The following is a 15,601-nucleotide window of genomic DNA, read 5'->3' on the forward strand; positions in this document are numbered from 1 at the left end:
ACGATGTTGTCCGGGTTCCGGGTGGTGAGCCAGATGAGCTCCTCCGTGTGGCTGAGGTTGCCCTCGATGTGCGGGACGAACGGCGGGACGTACACGAAGTCGCCCTCCTCCATCGTCACGATCTCCTCGTAGCGCTCGCCGAAGCGGATGAAGCCGTGTCCCTTGAACACGTAGCCGCCGGTCTCCGCCTCACCGTGGTGGTGCGCGTCGGAAATCTCGCCGGGACCGGTCACGACCTTGCCGAACCAGAGGTCTTTGACCGCGGTGTTCTCCTTGCTCACGCCGGAGTACCGCTTCGCGTTCTGCGTCTGGCCCGGCGCCATGGGCAACTCGTCCTTGCGCTGCACGCTGAGCTTCTTGAGTTTGGTCTCGCTCATTTCCTTCTCCTTGCTTTCTCTTGATGATTCCCGGCTACGCCTCTTCGGCGACCGGGTTGGTCAGGGCTCCGAGGCCGTCGATCTCGATGCGGACGACATCGCCGGGGAAGAGGAACAGGGCCGGCTCGCGGCCGTCGCCTACGCCGCCGGGGGTGCCGGTCGCGATCACATCGCCCGGCTCGAGCGCGGTCCATTCCGTGATATAAGCGATGAGATCGGCGACGCCGAAGACAAGCTCCTCGAGGCGGGAGTCCTGCACGGTCACGCCGTTCACGGAGGTGCGGATCCGCTGAGGCCCGACCTCGCCGAACTCGTCGGCGGTGACGATCCACGGACCGAGCGCGCCGCTGCGCGGGAAGTTCTTGCCGGGGGTGAACTGCGCAGTGTGCCGCTGGTAGTCGCGGAGCGAGCCGTCGTTCATGATCGTGTAGCCGAGGACGTGATCGAGCGCGTCCCCGGCGGCGACATGCCGGCCTCCCTTTCCGATCACGACGGCGAACTCGCCCTCATAGTCGAATCTGGTGCTGTTCCGCGGCGCGACGAGCGGCTCGCCACTGCCGACGAGGGTGTCGGGGAAGCGGGTGAAGATGACCGGCTTCGCCGGCAGTTCGCGACCCATCTCCCTGATGTGGTCGGCGTAGTTGAGGCCGACGCAGAGGATCTTGTGCGGGTCGACGACCGGCGGGTCGAGTTGCAGCTGCGAGAGCTCGATCGTCGGCGCGGTGCCCACCGCGCCGAGCGCGGCCTCGTAGCGGCCGGAGCGGAGCGCCTCGCCGAGACCGGCGAGCCCGGTGACGGCACCGAGATCGTGCACGACGCTGTCCTGGAGGACCCCCCACGACTGCCGTCCGTTCGATGCGAACGCTACGATCCTCACGTTGTCGACTCTCCATTCGGGCCCGGTACTTCCGACCTCATCAGTATCCGGCGAGATGGATATGAACTAGCAGTCGTTCGTATTATTTGTCCCACGAGGAGGGACGATGAGTCGAGGAGCAACGGACCGGCCAGCACCGATCAACGGCATCGACGCGGTGCTCGGCGCGCTCGAGCTGCTCGACGAGCGGGACCGGGTCACCATCGGCGACGTCGCCGCCGCCCTCGGTCTCAGCCGTTCCGCGGCGCACCGGCTCATGACCGCGCTCACCCGAGCCGGGTACGCGGTGCTCGGTCGCAGCGGTCGCGGCTACTCTCCGGGGCGTTCGCTCTTCGCCATGTCCAAGGTGCCGGCGCTCGATCCGGCCGTGCGGCTGCGCCTCAGACCGGTGCTCCAGACGCTTCGCGAGCGCACCGGCGAGTCAGTGCACAGCGCCGTGCTCACCGGCGACCACGTGCTCGTCGTCGACGGCCGCCGCTCCGCCTACAGCGCCGACATCGGGCTTCGCATCGGCATGACCGCACCGGCGAACACGATGGCCGCCGGGAAGCTGCTGCTCGCCGCGATGCGCGACGAAGGGGTCGAGGCGCTGATGCCGACGCCGATGCTGCGCCGTTCGCCGCAATCGATCGCGACCATGGACCGTCTGCTCCCAGAGCTCGACGCGATCCGACGCCTCGGCTGGTGCCGTGCCGTGCAGGAGTCCGAGCCGGGCGTGAACTCGATCGCTGTGCCCCTCGACGGCGCCACCCGGGCGACCCGGCTCGCGCTCGTCGTCTCGGTCCCCCTGAAGCGCGGCCGGCCGCACCGCCTTGCCGAACTCGCCGCGGCGGCGAGCGACGTGGTCGCCGAATTCGCCGCCCGGGGGGTCGTCACGCCGTGGCGGCTCCGTCGCTGAATCCATCGATGGACGAATCCCGCCGCGGGATCGCGCCAAGCGCTACCGGCTCCAGCCCGAGCACCGTCTGCTTCGCGTTTCGGCCGCCGTGACCGCTGCCATCGCCGCGCCGTCAGTCGGCGTCGTCGCGACGGGAGTCGACGACGCCGACGAGCTTCCAGATCGCGGGGAGCAGCGCCGCGGCGCCGAGCCATTTCACGACGCCGCCGAGGATGAACGGGGTGACGCCGAGGCTGAGGATGGTCTCCGGGTCGTTCGGCAGCCCCATCGCACCGAGGACGATGGCCATGTAGGGCACCCCGATGAGGAACGGGATGATCGAGGCGGCGCCGAACGCGGCCAGGGACAGCACGGGCTTGCGGTCCCAGCGGTGTTCGGCGAGCCAGCCGATGAGAGCAGCGGCGGGGGCGAAGCCGATGATGAACCCGAAGGAGGGCTGGAGCACGTAGGCGGGGCCGGCGATCGCATCGGCGAAGACCGGGACGCCGGCGAGGCCGAGGGCGAGGTAGGCGGTGAGGGCGATCGTGGCGCGGCGGGTGCCGAGGGCGGCGCCGACGAGGACGACGGCAAGGGTCTGCCCGGTGATCGGGACCGGCCACATCGGAACCTCGACCTTCGCTAATCCGGCGGTCACCGCGACTCCGGCCGCGATCAGCAGCACGTCGGTGAGAACCCCGCGCCGCGGAACGAACCGATCGGCGAGGGTCGGGCGGAGGATGGACGCCGGGGTGGCGATCGTGCTCATGCGTGGCTCCTGTTCGGGGTCGGGCTCGGTCCGGTCATTCCGGTCGCATCGCGACAAGGAAGCCGGAGGTGAAGGTCATGACGGTCTCGTCGCGCTGGTTCAGCACCTGGTAGTCGAGGGACCACACGCCGTTGCCGGCCTTGCGCGTGGGGCGGGTCTCGCGGACGGTCGCCTCAGCGCGGATGGTGTCGCCGATGAGCACCGGCTTCGAGGCGCGGACGGCGTCGAGTCCGAGCCAGGCGACGACCTTGGAGAAGTACCCGGTCTGCGTCGTGAGGCCGAGCGCGACCGAGAGGGTGAGCGGGCCGTGTCCGATCCGCTCGCCGAAGGGGGTGCCCGCAGCGAAGTCCTTGTTGATGTGGAACTCGACGATGTCGCCGGTGAGCCCGGCCCAGCTGACGAGGTGCGCCTCGGTGATCGTGATGCCGGTGGAGGCGAGGACGTCGCCGACCTGCAGATCGTCCCAGTAGTGCTCAGGGAACGCTATCCTGCGTCCGACCACCGCGGCATCGTCGCTCATCGTCTCCACTTCCTCCTCCGTCGCGGGCCTCGTCGCCGGCGATCGTTGGCCGATCGTCGTTCAATGGACTAACGTACACTCGTTCATATAAATGCAGAGGCAAATCCGGAGGTCGATGATGACGAGCCAGGCCGAAGACGCCCAAGCCACGGCTACGGTGCACGAACGTCTCGCCGAGGTGCTCGCCGGGGCGCGGCTCGGCGGATCCGAGAAGAGCCGCCAGAAGATCCTCGAGTCCGGCAAGCTTCTGGTCCGCGACCGTCTGCGGCTGTTCTTCGACGACGAGGACTACGTCGAGGACGGCCTGCTGGCCCGCTACAGCGAGGGCTTGCCCGGCGACGCAGTGGTCTGCGCCTACGGCTTCGTCGACGGCCGCAAGGTCTGTGTCATAGCAAACGACTACAGCGTCAAGGCCGGCACCTGGGGAAGTCGGACCTTCGAGAAGATCACCTTCGCCCAGGAGACCGCGGTCGCCGCCGGCATCCCGATCGTCTATCTCTTCGACTCCGCCGGGGCCCGTATCGACGAGCAGTTCGAGTCCTTCGCCGGGCGCCACGCCTGGGGGAACATCTTCTACAACCAGGTGCAGATCTCCGGCCGCGTCCCCCAGGTCTGCGCGCTCTTCGGCCCCTCCCCGGCCGGCTCCGCCTACGTGCCGGCGCTGTGCGACATGACGATCATGGTCCGCGGGAACGCGACCGCCTACCTCGGCTCGCCTCGGCTCGCCGAGATGGTCACCGGAGAGAAGGTGACGCTCGAGGAGATGGGTGGGGCGGAGATGCACTCCACCATCTCCGGGCTCTCCGACGTCCTCGTCGAGGACGACCTCGAGGCGCTGAACGCGATCCGGGTGTGGCTCTCGTTCCTCCCGCCGAACTGGGAGAAACCCGCGCCGATCGCAGCGGCTGCCGCGCCGCGCCCCGGACGTGCACTCAGCGAGATCGTCCCGCTGCGCGAAGCCGAGGTGTTCGATATGGAGGAGTTCATCGAGTCGCTCGTCGACGAGGGCAGCTACTTCCCGTACAAGGAGCTCTTCGCACCGGAGCTCATCACGGGCTTCGCCCGCATCGACGGCCGGCCGGTCGGGCTCGTCGCGAACCAGCCGAGCCACATGGGCGGCAGCCTCTTCACGAACTCGTCCGACAAGGCGGCCCGGTTCATCTGGATCTGCAACGCGTACAACGTGCCGATCATCTTCCTCGTCGACATCGCCGGCTTCATGATCGGCTCCGCCGTCGAGCGCGAAGGCATCATTCGGCACGGCGCGAAGATGATCTTCGCGGTCTCCGAATGCCGGGTGCCGCGGATCACCGTCCTCGTCCGCAAGGCTTACGGGGGCGGCTATCTCGCAATGTCCGGCGCGCCGATGCACCCGGACGCCGTCATCGCCCTGCCGACCGCGCGCCCCGCGCTGATGGGGTCCGACGCTGCGGTCAACGGCGTGTACTACAACCAGATCCAGGCGATCGAGGACCCCGAGGAGCGTGCCGCCTTCGTCAAGGCGAAGCAGGCCGAGTACGCCGAGGGCATCGACGTGTTCAAGATCGCCGACGCGAACGCGGTAGAAGCGGTCGTGCCCAGCGACGAGCTCCGCAGCGATCTGTCGCGCCGCCTGGACCTCTACTCGCGCCGACCCAAGACGCCGGTGGTTCGCCGCCAGGCCGTGACTCCGGTCTGAATCGTGGTCAAGGTCATGGTGGTCATCCGCCGCAAGGACGGGATGGATCGCGAGACCTTCCTCGGGCACTGGACCGCGGCGCACCCGGCCTACGTCGCGAAGCTGCCCGGCATCCGCGGATACCGGCAGAACATCGCGATCGACCACCGCAAGCAGTGGCCATGGGACGGCATCGCCGAGCTCATGTTCGACTCGGTGAAGGACGTCGCGATCGCCTTCGACAGCCCAGCGGCTGCGGCGCTCTTCAAGCACGAGGAGGATTTCCTTGCGAGCACTGAGTGGTTCATCGCCGACGAGCACGACGTCGACCTGTTCGTGCCGGAGGACTGAAGGATGCCGAAGCGGATCACCCTGCTGCGTCGCCGCGACGACCGCACCCCGGCGCAGTTCGGCGACTACTGGTCGACCACGCACGCCGTGATCGCGAAGGACCTGCCGCGGGTCACCCGCTACCTGCAGAACCACGTCGTCGGCGGAGCCGAGGGCGGCGTCGACGGGGTCGTCGAGTTGTGGTTCGCGGACGACGACGCCGCGACGGCCGGCTTCCGCTCCGACGTCGCGGACCGGCTCGTCGCCGACGAGCCGAACTTCCTCAGTGGTCTCACGGGCTGCGCGTACGACGCGGACGGCCCGCACGCCGAATGGCCGTGGAAGGTCTGGCTGCTCGGCGCTGGCGACCCGGTCGCCGCGAGCGCCTGGGCGGCATCGCTCGACGAACCCGAGTCGCTCGGGGTCACCGTCGACCGCCGCGACCCCGGCGCCTCGCTGCTGCTCCGGGAACGGCTGGCTCGGATCGACACCCTGCCCGAGGTCGCGGCGTCGATCGGCTTCGCGACACAGGCGGCGGCCGAGGCGTTCGCCTCGACCGGTGCCGTGCCGACGAGGTTCGTCCTCGCGCAGACACTGATCGCACGCGAGGTGCGGATCGTCTGATCCGCCTCGCTGCACCGGAATCGACGGGCGCTCGACGCCCACCCCACGGAGGATGCGATGGCGAATATCCCACCCAGACTGTTCGAACCGATCACCCTCGGCGCGCTGACGCTGCCGCACCGGCTCTGGGTGGCGCCGATGTGCCAGTACTCCTGCGATGACGGGATGCCGAACGACTGGCAGCTCGTCCATCTCGGCTCCTTCGCGATCGGACGCGCAGCGCTCGTCATGACCGAGGCGACCGCGGTGAACCCGGCCGGCCGGATCACCGCGAAGGACGCCGGCATCTGGAGCGACGCGCACGCGGAGGCGTGGCGTCGCGTCGTCGACTTCGTCCACACGCAGGGCGCCGCAATCGGAATCCAGCTCGCGCACGCCGGGCGGAAGGCATCGGCGAATCCGCCGCAGGAGGGCCGCGGCGCGGTCCGCCCGGAACAGGGCGGTTGGGTCACCGTCGGGCCGTCGCCCCTTGCGTACGGGCGGATGCCGGTGCCGCACGAGCTCACCGCCTCCGAGATCCGTTCGATCGTCGACGACTTCGCCGCGGCGGCGCGGCGGGCGATCCGCGCCGGCTTCGACCTCATCGAGATCCACGGCGCGCACGGCTACCTCCTCGACAACTTCCTCTCCGCGCTCTCGAATCAGCGTGACGACGAGTACGGCGGCGACGAAGAGCGACGCTCCCGACTGCTCATCGAGATCGTGGACGCCGTCCGTGCGGTGATGCCCGACGGGATGCCGATGGTCGTCCGGCTCTCCGCCGCGGACTGGGTGCCAGGCGGTATCGATGCCGCGGAGGCGATGCGCGTCTCGCAGCGGCTCGAGGCGCACGGCGTCGACCTCGTCAGCGTCTCCTCGGGTGGGAACGATCACCGCCAGGACATCCCGGTCGGCCCCGGCTACCAGGTCCCGCTCGCCCGGGCCGTCCGTGCCGGCGTCGGCATCCCGGTCGGCGTCGCCGGACTCATCGACTCCCCGAAGCAGGCCGAGACGATCCTCGTCGACGGCGCAGCCGACGTCGTCTACGTCGCACGGCAGTTCCTCCGCGAACCCACGTTCGCGTTGCGCGCCGCCGCGGAACTCGGTGGTTCGCTTGAATGGGCGTGTCAATATCAGATGGCGAAATTCGCCGGGAGCATCCCGTAAACCCACAGAAACAGGTGTGTCATGGTCGGAGCCACCGCAGGGGGTCTCGAGACCGCCGCGTCGATCCGTCGTGAAGCTGCGCGGCTTTTCGCAGTGCATGGCTACGAGGCGACGAGCCTGCGCGAGATCGCGGCGAGCGTCGGAATCAAAGTCGGCAGTCTCTACAACCACATCTCGAGCAAGGAAGAGCTCCTGCTCGACGTCATGGGCGGGATCATGGACGACCTGCTCGCCCAGCTCGACCAGGCGCTGTCCGGTGTCATCGACCCGGTCGACCGCCTCATCGCGCTGATGGATTGTCACATCCGCTTCCATGCGGAGCGGGCGCAGGAGACGTTCATCGGCAACTCCGAGCTCCGCTCGCTACCGCCGGAGGCGCGGGCCACGATCACCGCGAAGCGTGCTGAATACCGGGGGCGGATCGAGACGCTGATCCGGGAAGCCCATCAGTCCACCGAGTCGCCGCTGCTCAACGTCCGGCTCCATGCGTTCAGCATCATCGCGATCGGTACCCACGTTTCTGGCTGGTACCGCCCGGACGGCGGGATGAGCCTTCCGCAGATCACGAGCACGTACACGAAGATCGTGCTCCGCAGTCTTGCCGTCATCGGCGCCGATGCCCGCGTCGATGCGGTGCTCGGTACGGACTGACGCCTTCGCCCGACTTGTCGCCGGCGCGGGCCCGGACTAGGGTGAGTTATACGAACAAGCGTACGCTTGTTCACTTGGACCAGGAGCAGCAAAGATGCGAACTCTCGGAGACTGGGTGCGGTTGAACGCCCGTCGGTATCCCGCGCGCGAGGCATTCGTCTCCGCCGATGGGCGCGTGACCTTCGGCGAGGCCGCCGACCGGGCCGCACGTCTCGCCCGCGGCCTCCGTGCCGCCGGGATCGAGACCGGGGACACCGTCGGCGTGCTCGCCGGCAATTCCGTCTTCGACGCCGAGGTGCTGCTCGGCGCCGCCCTCTCCGGCGGGATCTACACCGCGTACAACTGGCGCTGGGCCGCCCCCGAGCTCGCCGAGGGGATCCTGGAGAGCAAGACCCGGCTCATCATCGTCGAGGAGCGCTTCGAGACGCTGCTCGACGAGGCGATCGCGATCCTCGCCGCGCAGCCGGAGACGACCGTGGTGCCGCGCGTTGTCCGACAGGGCGATGTCGATGCCTTGCGCACCGGGTCTCCCGAGGTCGAGGACTGGGCGACGCCGGAAGGGGGGCTCTGCCTCATCTATACGGGCGGCAGCACCGGCAAGTCGAAAGCGGTCGTGCTCTCGCACCGCGCCGGCCTCGCGAACGCGCTGAACGAGTACATCACCGCCGGCGTCGGTGCCGACCCGGAAGAGCGCGGCCTCATGTCGACGCCGATGTTCCACTCCGCCGGCATCCTCACCTGGCTCGTCACCCACTTCATCGCCGGGAAGACGACGATCCTGCTCGACCGCTTCGACGAGCACGAGTTCGTGGAATGGGTGGGCCGCGAGCGCGCGACCAACACGTTCATGATCCCGAACATGATGCGCCACCTGCTCCAGGCCGGTGCGCTCGCCGACGCGGGGGTGCAGCGTCACTTCAAGGCGATGCACACCGGCGCCGGTCTGCTCCGGATGCCCGACAAAGAGGACTTCTACGCTGCTCTCCCGCAGGCGAAGCTCTACTTCCGTTACGGTCTCTCCGAGGCCGGTCCGATGGTCGCCGCGCTCCGGCACGAAGATATGCTCGACCCCGTCGTCGACGGCTCGATCGGCCAGGAGTACCACCTCGTCGAGGCGCGGCTGATGAGCCTCGAGGAGGACGGCCGTCTCGTGGCGCCGGGCGAGCTCGGTGAGATCGTCGTCAAGGGACCGAGCGTCATGACCGGCTACTACGGCCGGCCGGAGGCGACCGCCGAGGCGATCCGCGGTGGCTGGCTGCATACCGGCGACCTCGCGGTGCAGGACGACCGGGGTTACTTCTTCTTCCGCGACCGCGTGAAGGAGATGATCAAGTCCGGCGGCGAGAACGTCTACTGCGTCGAGGTCGAGCAGGCGCTCTACCTGCACCCGGCGGTGCTCGAGGCCGCGGTCCTCGGCGCGCCGGACCCGAAATGGGGCGAGGAGGTCCGCGCCGTGATCTCGCTGCGGAACGGCCAGCACGCTACCGCGGATGACCTCGTCGCATTCCTTCGCGACCACATCGCCGGCTACAAGATCCCGAAGCGATGGGCCTTCATGCCCGCCGACGAGATCCCCCGTTCCGGCGCCGGGAAGCTCGTCAAGGAGCAGCTCAAGGCCAAGCTCGGCTGGGTCTGACCCTGTCCGCCACCACCACCAGACAAGAGGACTCATGTTCGGGAAGATCCTGATCGCGAACCGCGGCGAGATCGCGGTCCGCGTCATGCGCACCGCGAAGCAGCTCGGCATCAAGACCGTCGCGATCCACTCCGCCGCGGACGTGAAGGCGCTGCACGTCCGCACTGCGGACGAGGCGGTCGATCTCGGCCCCGGCCCGGCGAGCGCGAACTATCTGAACATCGGAGCGATCGTCGCGGCCGCGAAGGCGACCGGTGCCGAGGCGATCCACCCGGGCTACGGCTTCCTCGCCGAGAACGCGGACTTCGCGCAGGCGGTCGCCGACGCCGGCCTCGTCTTCATCGGCCCCTCCCCGGCGGCGATCGCGACGATGGGCGAGAAGGTCGCGGCGCGCGCGGTCGCTGTCGCGGCGGACGTGCCGCTCGCCCCGGGTACGGGCGACTCCATCCCGGATGCCGCCGCCGCGATCGCGTTCGGTCGTGAGTACGGCTATCCGATCCTCATCAAGGCCGCGTTCGGCGGCGGCGGCCGCGGGATGCGCCGAGTCGGCGAGGAGTCCGAGGTCGAGGAAGCGTTCGCGAGCGCGGTGCGGGAGGCGACCGCCGCGTTCGGCAACGGTGCGGTCTACGTCGAGCGGTACCTCGACGCGGCACGGCACGTCGAGGTCCAGGTGCTCGGCGACGCGCACGGGCGGGTCGTCGCGCTCGGCGACCGCGACTGCTCGGTGCAGCGCCGGCACCAGAAGCTCGTCGAGGAGGCGCCGGCCCCCGGGCTCACGAGCGAGATGCGCCATGCCATGGCCGACGCCGCGATCCGGCTCGCGAAGCACGTCGACTACACCGGTGTCGGGACGCTCGAATTCCTGGTCGAAGGCGACAAGTTCTACTTCCTCGAGATGAACACCCGAGTGCAGGTCGAGCACCCGGTGACCGAGGCGGTGACCGGCATCGATATCGTCGCAGAGCAGCTCCGGGTCGCCGCCGGCGAGCCGCTCTCGCTACCCGAGGGCGACATGCTGCCGACGAGCGGCGCTGCCATCGAGGCGCGCATCAACGCGGAGGCGGTCGAAGGCGGCGTGTTCCGGCCTGCGCCGGGCCCGATCGACCGGCTCGTCGTCCCCGGCGGCGAGGGGCTGCGCTGGGACGGCGGCTACGAGTCCGGCGACACCGTGTCGCCCGATTACGACAGCCTCGTGGGAAAGCTCATCGCGGTCGGACCCGACCGGAAGACCGCGATCGACCGGCTCCACGCAGCGCTCGGGCGGCTCGTCGTGGACGGCATCCCGACCACTGCGAACGCCATCGGGCAGATCATCGACTCAGCCGACTTCCGCGCGATGACGATCTCAACGAACTGGCTCGAGCGCTCGTTCACGATCCAGGACGAAGAGCCGCCACTGGGCCGCGACGAGGTCGAGGTCGTCGGGCGCTACTACCGGATCCCCTATTTCTCCGAGCATGCGACCACCGTGACGCGGAGCGGTCCCGTAGCGCCTGAGGCGGCGGCGGCCAGCGGTGCGTCGCGCCCCTCCGCCGGACGCCGCAGCAAGCAGGGGGCGTTCGACGGGACCATCAAGGCGAAGATGCAGGGCACCATCGTCAAGGTGGGCGTCGCTCCCGGCGACGCGGTGACCGCGGGGCAGCAGCTCTTCGTCCTCGAGGCGATGAAGATGGAGAATCCGATCGTCGCCCCGGCCGACGGCACCGTCGCCGAGGTTCCGGTCGCGGTCGGCCAGCCCGTCGCGCCGGGCGCCCTGCTCGCCGTCTACCAGGCGGCCTGAATGCGCTCCGTCCGCTCCCTGCTCTTCGTCCCGGGTCACAAGGCCGACTGGATCGTCAAAGCCCTGCACTCGGACGCCGACGGCATCATCATCGACCTCGAGGATTCGGTGCCGTCCGCGACGAAGGCCGATGCCCGGACGAACGCCCGCGATGCGATCGCGGCGTACCGGGGAGACAAGGCGATCGTGGTCCGGGCGAACGGGCTCGCGACCGAGCACTTCGCGCTCGACGTGCAGGCGACCGCCATCGCCGGGCTCGACGCCTACCTGCTGCCGATGCTCGAGGAGCGCGACGACGTCGTCGGCTTCGACGCGGTGATCGCGGCCGGCGAGTTGGCGAACGGTATTCCGCGTGCCAGCATCGGCGTCATCGCCTCCTTCGAGACCGCCCGCGCGATCGTGAACGCGGAGGCGATCCTCGCCGGCCCGCGCGTCGTCGGTCTCATGGCAGCGGCGGCGAAGGATGCCGACATCGCGCGGAGCGTCGGCTTCGCCTGGACATCGGAGGGCGCCGAGACGCTGTACCTCCGCAGCAGGTTGCTGCTCGCCGGGAAGGCCGCCGGGCTCGATGTCATCGTCCTCGGGCTGTGGCAGGACGTGAAGGATCTCGCCGGGCTGCGCGCTTTCGCCGAGGCGAACGCCGGGCTCGGCTACCGCGGACAGGTCCTCATCCACCCGAGCCACGCCCCGGTCGTCAACGAGGTGTATGGGCTCTCCGCCGCCGACATCGACCACTACCGCCGCCTGATCGCCGCGTACCGGGCCGGCGTCGCCGCCGGACAAGGCGCGGTGTCATTCGACGGCGAGCACATCGACCTCGCGCACGCGGAGAACGCGCGTGCCCGACTCCAGGCGGCCGGGGTGCCGCTCACCGATTCCTGAACCGGAGAAGCCATCATGAGCATGTACTACGAGGACTTCGTCGTCGGCGAGGTCATCAAGCACGCGGTCACCCGCACCGTCACCGACGTCGACAACGTCCTCTTCACAACGCTGACGATGAACGTCCAGCCGCTGCATCTCGACGCGCACTTCGCCGAGCAGAGCATGTACGGGCAGCGGATCGTCAACAGCGTGTTCACGCTGGGGCTCGTCGTCGGCATCCCGGTGCAGGAGACGACGCTCGGCACGACGCTTGGAAACCTCGGCTTCCGGGAGATCGAGTTCCCGAAACCGGTGTTCCTCGGCGACACCATCCGGGTCGAGACCCAGGCGCTCGACAAGCGGATCTCGAAGTCGCGACCGACCACCGGCATCATCGGCATCGAGCACCGCGGCTACAACCAGCGGGACGAGCTCGTCTGCGTCGTCCGCCGCACCGCGCTCATGCTCCGTACACCCGGCGCAGAAGGGATCGAGGAATGAGCTCACCGCTCGATCGACCTGAGGTCGAAGAGATCAAACAGATCGTCCGCGACATCGTCGCGAAGGTCTCACCGCCAGCACGCATCCACGAACTCGACGAGGCGGAGACCTACGACGAGGCGCTCTGGACCGCGCTCGCCGAGGCTGGTCTCGTCCAGCTCGGGGCCGAGTCCGACGGCAGCGCGTCGGCGAGCCACCTGAGCCAGGCTGCCGTGCTCGAGGAGCTCGGAGCCTCCGCGACCTCGATGGCGGTCAGCTTCGTCGTTCAGTACATGGGCGTCAGCCTGCTCGGGAAGCACGGCACCGCAGAGCAGCGGGCGCGGGTCCTGGAGCCGCTGGTCGTCGGCGAGGGCCGGGTGGCGTTCGCGCTCACCGAGCCGGACGGCGGCACCGACGTGGTCCGCGTGATGCGGACGCAGGCGGAGCGCGTCGCCGACGGCTGGCGGATCCGCGGCGCGAAGCTCTGGATCTCCGGGGCGATCGACTGCAAGCACCTCATCGTGCTCGCCCGCACCTCGGAGTCGTCCGGCTCGTCCGTGAGCGGCGTGACGATGTTCCTCGTCCCGCGCGATGCGGCAGGAGTGTCCGTGTCGGAACTCAACACCATGGCGATCCACGGGCTGTCGACCTGTGAGGTCGGCTTCGACGATGTGCTCGTCGGCGAGGACGCCGTGCTCGGAGAGGTCGACCGCGGCTTCCACCAGGTGCTCGGGACCTTGAACGGCGAGCGCCTCAACGCGGCGGCCGTCGCGGTCGGCATCGGGCGCGGCGCCCTCGACGCCGCGGTCGACTACGCGACCGCGAGGCAGGCGTTCGGACGGCCGATCGGCACCTTCCAGGCGCTCCAGCACCGGCTCGCCACCGGGGCGATCCACCTCGAATCGGCCCGGTCACTGCTGTACGCTGCGGCGACCGCCGCGGACACCGGTGAGGACGCCGCGGTGCTCTCCGCGATGGCCAAGGTCGCCGCCTCCGATGCTGCGACCGAGCTCACCGACACCGGAATGCGGGTGATGGGCGGCAGCGGACTCAGCCGCGAGTACCCGATGCAGCGGTTCTTCCGCGACGCCCGGCTCTACACCTTCGCGCCGCTCACCGACGAGATGATGCGGAACTTCATCGCGGAGCGGTACCTGGGGCTGCCCAGGTCGTATTAGCAGAGCGATCAGCGGCAGGAGCGAGGACACCGATGTCCGGAACCAAGCAGAAGGTCGTGCTCATCACCGGTGCCGGCGGCGGGATGTGCACGGGGATCAACGCCCGGCTCGCGAAGGTCGGCTATGCGCTCGCGCTCGTCGATTTCTCGGCCGAGGCGGTCGAGCGGGCGGTGCAGGCTGTGACCGCGGCCGGCGGAGAAGCCAAGCCGTTCGTCGCCGATGTGACCGACCCCGCCCAGGTCCACGCGCTCGGCGACCAGGTCCGGGCCGAGTTCGGCGCCGTCGACGCGATCGTCAACGCGGCGGGCGTCCTCGACCGGAAGTACCTGAAGGACCACGACGATGACTCCTTTGCCCGGGCGCTCGGGATCAACCTCGTGGGGCCGTTCCGCATCATCCAGGAGTTCGCGCCGGCCATGGTCGAGCAAGGCTGGGGCCGGATCGTGAACATCTCCTCGATCGCCGGCGTCACCGGCTACCCCTACCCGAGCTACGCCGCGTCGAAGGCCGGCTTGTCGAACCTCACCCGCTCGCTCACGATCGACTTCTGGGGGACGGGCGTCACGATCAACTCGATCTGCCCGGGCGTCGTCGACACCCCGATGGTGATCGATGAGGTCCGCCGACAGGTGCCGCGGAAGGTGCCGACCGAGCGCATCGTGGAGCCGGACGAGATCGGCGCGGTCGCGGCCTTCCTCCTCAGCGACGATGCGCGGAGCATCAACGGCGCCGACATCCTCATCGACGGCGGCGCGACCCGCTTCTTCCAGCTGTTCGACCGGCCGTGAGACCGACGCCACGGGCCTCGCGCACGGCGCTCGCCTTTGTCGCGCTCGGGGTGGTCTGGGGTTCCGGGTTCCTCTGCATCCGCATCGGGCTCGAAGCGGTGAGCCTGTGGCAACTCGTGCTGCTCCGGGTAGCGGTCGGGGCCGCGGTGCTCAGTGTCGTCGCGGTCGTGCTGCACCGGCCCTGGCCGCGGATGTTCCAGGCGTGGTGGCGGCTCGTCGTGCTCGCCGCCGTCGGGCTCGTGCTGCCGTTCACGATGTACGCCTATGCAGGCGAGCACATCCCGAGCGGGCTGTCGAGCATCTACAACGCCGGCGTACCGGTCGCGACTGCGCTCATCATGCTCGTCGCCCTGCGCGGCGAGCGAGTCGGCTCGTTCGGACTCACCGGCATCGCCGTCGGCGCGGTGGGGATCGTCATCGTGCTCGCCCCCTGGCAATGGTCCGGTGCCGGCGGGTTCGACGTCAGCGCGCAGCTCGCCTGCATCGTGGCGGTGTTCGGCAACGGCTTCGCCTTCGCATGGACCCGGAAGATGATCGCCCCGCTCGGACTCGACCCGATCTCGGCCACCGCAGCGCAGATGATCGCCGGGACCGCGATTCAGCTGCTCTATGCACCGTGGGTCGACCTCACGCCTATCCGCTTCGACTGGCTGCCGCTCGCACTGCTCGCACTGCTCGGTGCGCTGGGGACCGGGATCGCATACGTGTGGAGCCTGCAGGTCATCACCGTCTGGGGTGCTGTGGCGACGTCGATGGTGACCTATCTCGTCACGCTCGTCGCGGTCATCCTCGGTGCACTGCTCCTCGCGGAGCAGCTCGAATGGCCGCAGTTCGTCGGCGGCGCGATCGTGCTCGTCGGAGTCGCCCTCGGCATCCTCGGTGCGCGGCGTGCCAGGGCTCAGGCGACGATCCAGTCCGGGTCCGGCCCGATCACGTCGTAGCCGGGATCCGACGCCGGGATCGGAGCGATCCGGGGGTCCGCACCCCGGTGAGGAACGCGCTCACCGTCGCCACGAACTCCGCCGGTCCGTCGTCCGGGGGCGAAGGCGA

The 15,601-nt window shown here is 69.2% G+C and carries 17 protein-coding genes; 13 read left to right on the forward strand and 4 right to left on the reverse strand.

Going from position 1 to position 15,601, the window contains the following annotated elements; genetic code table 11:
• Both M7D61_RS04485 and M7D61_RS04490 read right to left on the reverse strand, forming a co-directional pair.
• Window positions 1-377, reverse strand: a 377-nt coding sequence (locus M7D61_RS04485; RefSeq protein ID WP_298228022.1) for a cupin domain-containing protein, incomplete at its 3' end; no start/stop codon positions are given.
• Window positions 378-411: 34 nt separating this feature from the next.
• Window positions 412-1,254 (reverse strand): fumarylacetoacetate hydrolase family protein, encoded by an 843-nt coding sequence (locus M7D61_RS04490; RefSeq protein WP_298228024.1) that lies wholly within the window; start codon window positions 1,252-1,254, stop codon window positions 412-414.
• A 106-nt stretch (window positions 1,255-1,360) separates the two neighbouring features.
• Between M7D61_RS04490 and M7D61_RS04495 the strand changes: the two genes are divergently transcribed.
• On the forward strand, window positions 1,361-2,152 hold the full coding sequence (locus M7D61_RS04495) for an IclR family transcriptional regulator (protein WP_298228026.1): 792 nt from the start codon (window positions 1,361-1,363) through the stop codon (window positions 2,150-2,152).
• 112 nt (window positions 2,153-2,264) lie between these two features.
• Here M7D61_RS04495 and M7D61_RS04500 read toward each other — a convergent pair whose 3' ends face one another.
• Together M7D61_RS04500 and M7D61_RS04505 are read right to left on the reverse strand one after the other, a co-directional pair.
• On the reverse strand, window positions 2,265-2,897 hold the full coding sequence (locus tag M7D61_RS04500) for a biotin transporter BioY (RefSeq protein ID WP_298228028.1): 633 nt from the start codon (window positions 2,895-2,897) through the stop codon (window positions 2,265-2,267).
• A 34-nt stretch (window positions 2,898-2,931) separates the two neighbouring features.
• Window positions 2,932-3,417, reverse strand: a complete 486-nt coding sequence (locus M7D61_RS04505; RefSeq protein ID WP_298228030.1) for a MaoC/PaaZ C-terminal domain-containing protein — start codon at window positions 3,415-3,417, stop codon at window positions 2,932-2,934.
• A gap of 118 nt (window positions 3,418-3,535) precedes the next feature.
• On the opposite strand from M7D61_RS04505, the gene M7D61_RS04510 reads away from it, so the two are divergent.
• The 12 genes from M7D61_RS04510 (at window position 3,536) to M7D61_RS04565 (ending at window position 15,492) form a co-directional block, all read left to right on the forward strand.
• Window positions 3,536-5,095 (forward strand): acyl-CoA carboxylase subunit beta, encoded by a 1,560-nt coding sequence (locus tag M7D61_RS04510; RefSeq protein WP_298228032.1) that lies wholly within the window; start codon window positions 3,536-3,538, stop codon window positions 5,093-5,095.
• 3 nt (window positions 5,096-5,098) lie between these two features.
• Window positions 5,099-5,425: an EthD family reductase gene (locus M7D61_RS04515; protein WP_298228034.1), complete on the forward strand. Its 327-nt coding sequence runs from the start codon at window positions 5,099-5,101 to the stop codon at window positions 5,423-5,425.
• 3 nt (window positions 5,426-5,428) lie between these two features.
• On the forward strand, window positions 5,429-6,028 hold the full coding sequence (locus M7D61_RS04520; protein ID WP_298228036.1) for an EthD family reductase: 600 nt from the start codon (window positions 5,429-5,431) through the stop codon (window positions 6,026-6,028).
• A gap of 57 nt (window positions 6,029-6,085) precedes the next feature.
• Window positions 6,086-7,174, forward strand: a complete 1,089-nt coding sequence (locus M7D61_RS04525) for an NADH:flavin oxidoreductase/NADH oxidase (RefSeq protein WP_298228038.1) — start codon at window positions 6,086-6,088, stop codon at window positions 7,172-7,174.
• Between the two features lie 21 nt (window positions 7,175-7,195).
• On the forward strand, window positions 7,196-7,825 hold the full coding sequence (locus M7D61_RS04530; RefSeq protein ID WP_298228040.1) for a TetR/AcrR family transcriptional regulator: 630 nt from the start codon (window positions 7,196-7,198) through the stop codon (window positions 7,823-7,825).
• Between the two features lie 94 nt (window positions 7,826-7,919).
• Entirely contained in the window at window positions 7,920-9,461 is a 1,542-nt protein-coding gene (locus M7D61_RS04535; RefSeq protein WP_298228041.1) for an AMP-binding protein, read from the forward strand.
• Window positions 9,462-9,495: 34 nt separating this feature from the next.
• Entirely contained in the window at window positions 9,496-11,241 is a 1,746-nt protein-coding gene (locus M7D61_RS04540) for a biotin carboxylase N-terminal domain-containing protein (RefSeq protein ID WP_298228043.1), read from the forward strand.
• Window positions 11,242-12,123: a CoA ester lyase gene (locus M7D61_RS04545; RefSeq protein WP_298228045.1), complete on the forward strand. Its 882-nt coding sequence runs from the start codon at window positions 11,242-11,244 to the stop codon at window positions 12,121-12,123. It abuts the gene before it with no gap.
• Window positions 12,124-12,138: 15 nt separating this feature from the next.
• Entirely contained in the window at window positions 12,139-12,606 is a 468-nt protein-coding gene (locus tag M7D61_RS04550; RefSeq protein ID WP_298228047.1) for a MaoC family dehydratase, read from the forward strand.
• Window positions 12,603-13,763 carry an acyl-CoA dehydrogenase family protein gene (locus M7D61_RS04555; RefSeq protein WP_298228049.1) on the forward strand — a complete coding sequence of 387 codons (1,161 nt, stop codon included), beginning with the start codon at window positions 12,603-12,605 and terminating at the stop codon, window positions 13,761-13,763. Before M7D61_RS04550 ends, M7D61_RS04555 begins: the two co-directional genes overlap by 4 nt.
• Window positions 13,764-13,795: 32 nt before the next feature.
• Window positions 13,796-14,551 carry an SDR family oxidoreductase gene (locus M7D61_RS04560; protein ID WP_298228051.1) on the forward strand — a complete coding sequence of 252 codons (756 nt, stop codon included), beginning with the start codon at window positions 13,796-13,798 and terminating at the stop codon, window positions 14,549-14,551.
• Window positions 14,548-15,492, forward strand: a complete 945-nt coding sequence (locus tag M7D61_RS04565; RefSeq protein ID WP_298228053.1) for a DMT family transporter — start codon at window positions 14,548-14,550, stop codon at window positions 15,490-15,492. Before M7D61_RS04560 ends, M7D61_RS04565 begins: the two co-directional genes overlap by 4 nt.
• Window positions 15,493-15,601 lie beyond the last annotated feature (109 nt).

Source organism: Gryllotalpicola sp., assembly GCF_027352875.1.
GTDB lineage: Bacteria > Actinomycetota > Actinomycetes > Actinomycetales > Microbacteriaceae > Gryllotalpicola.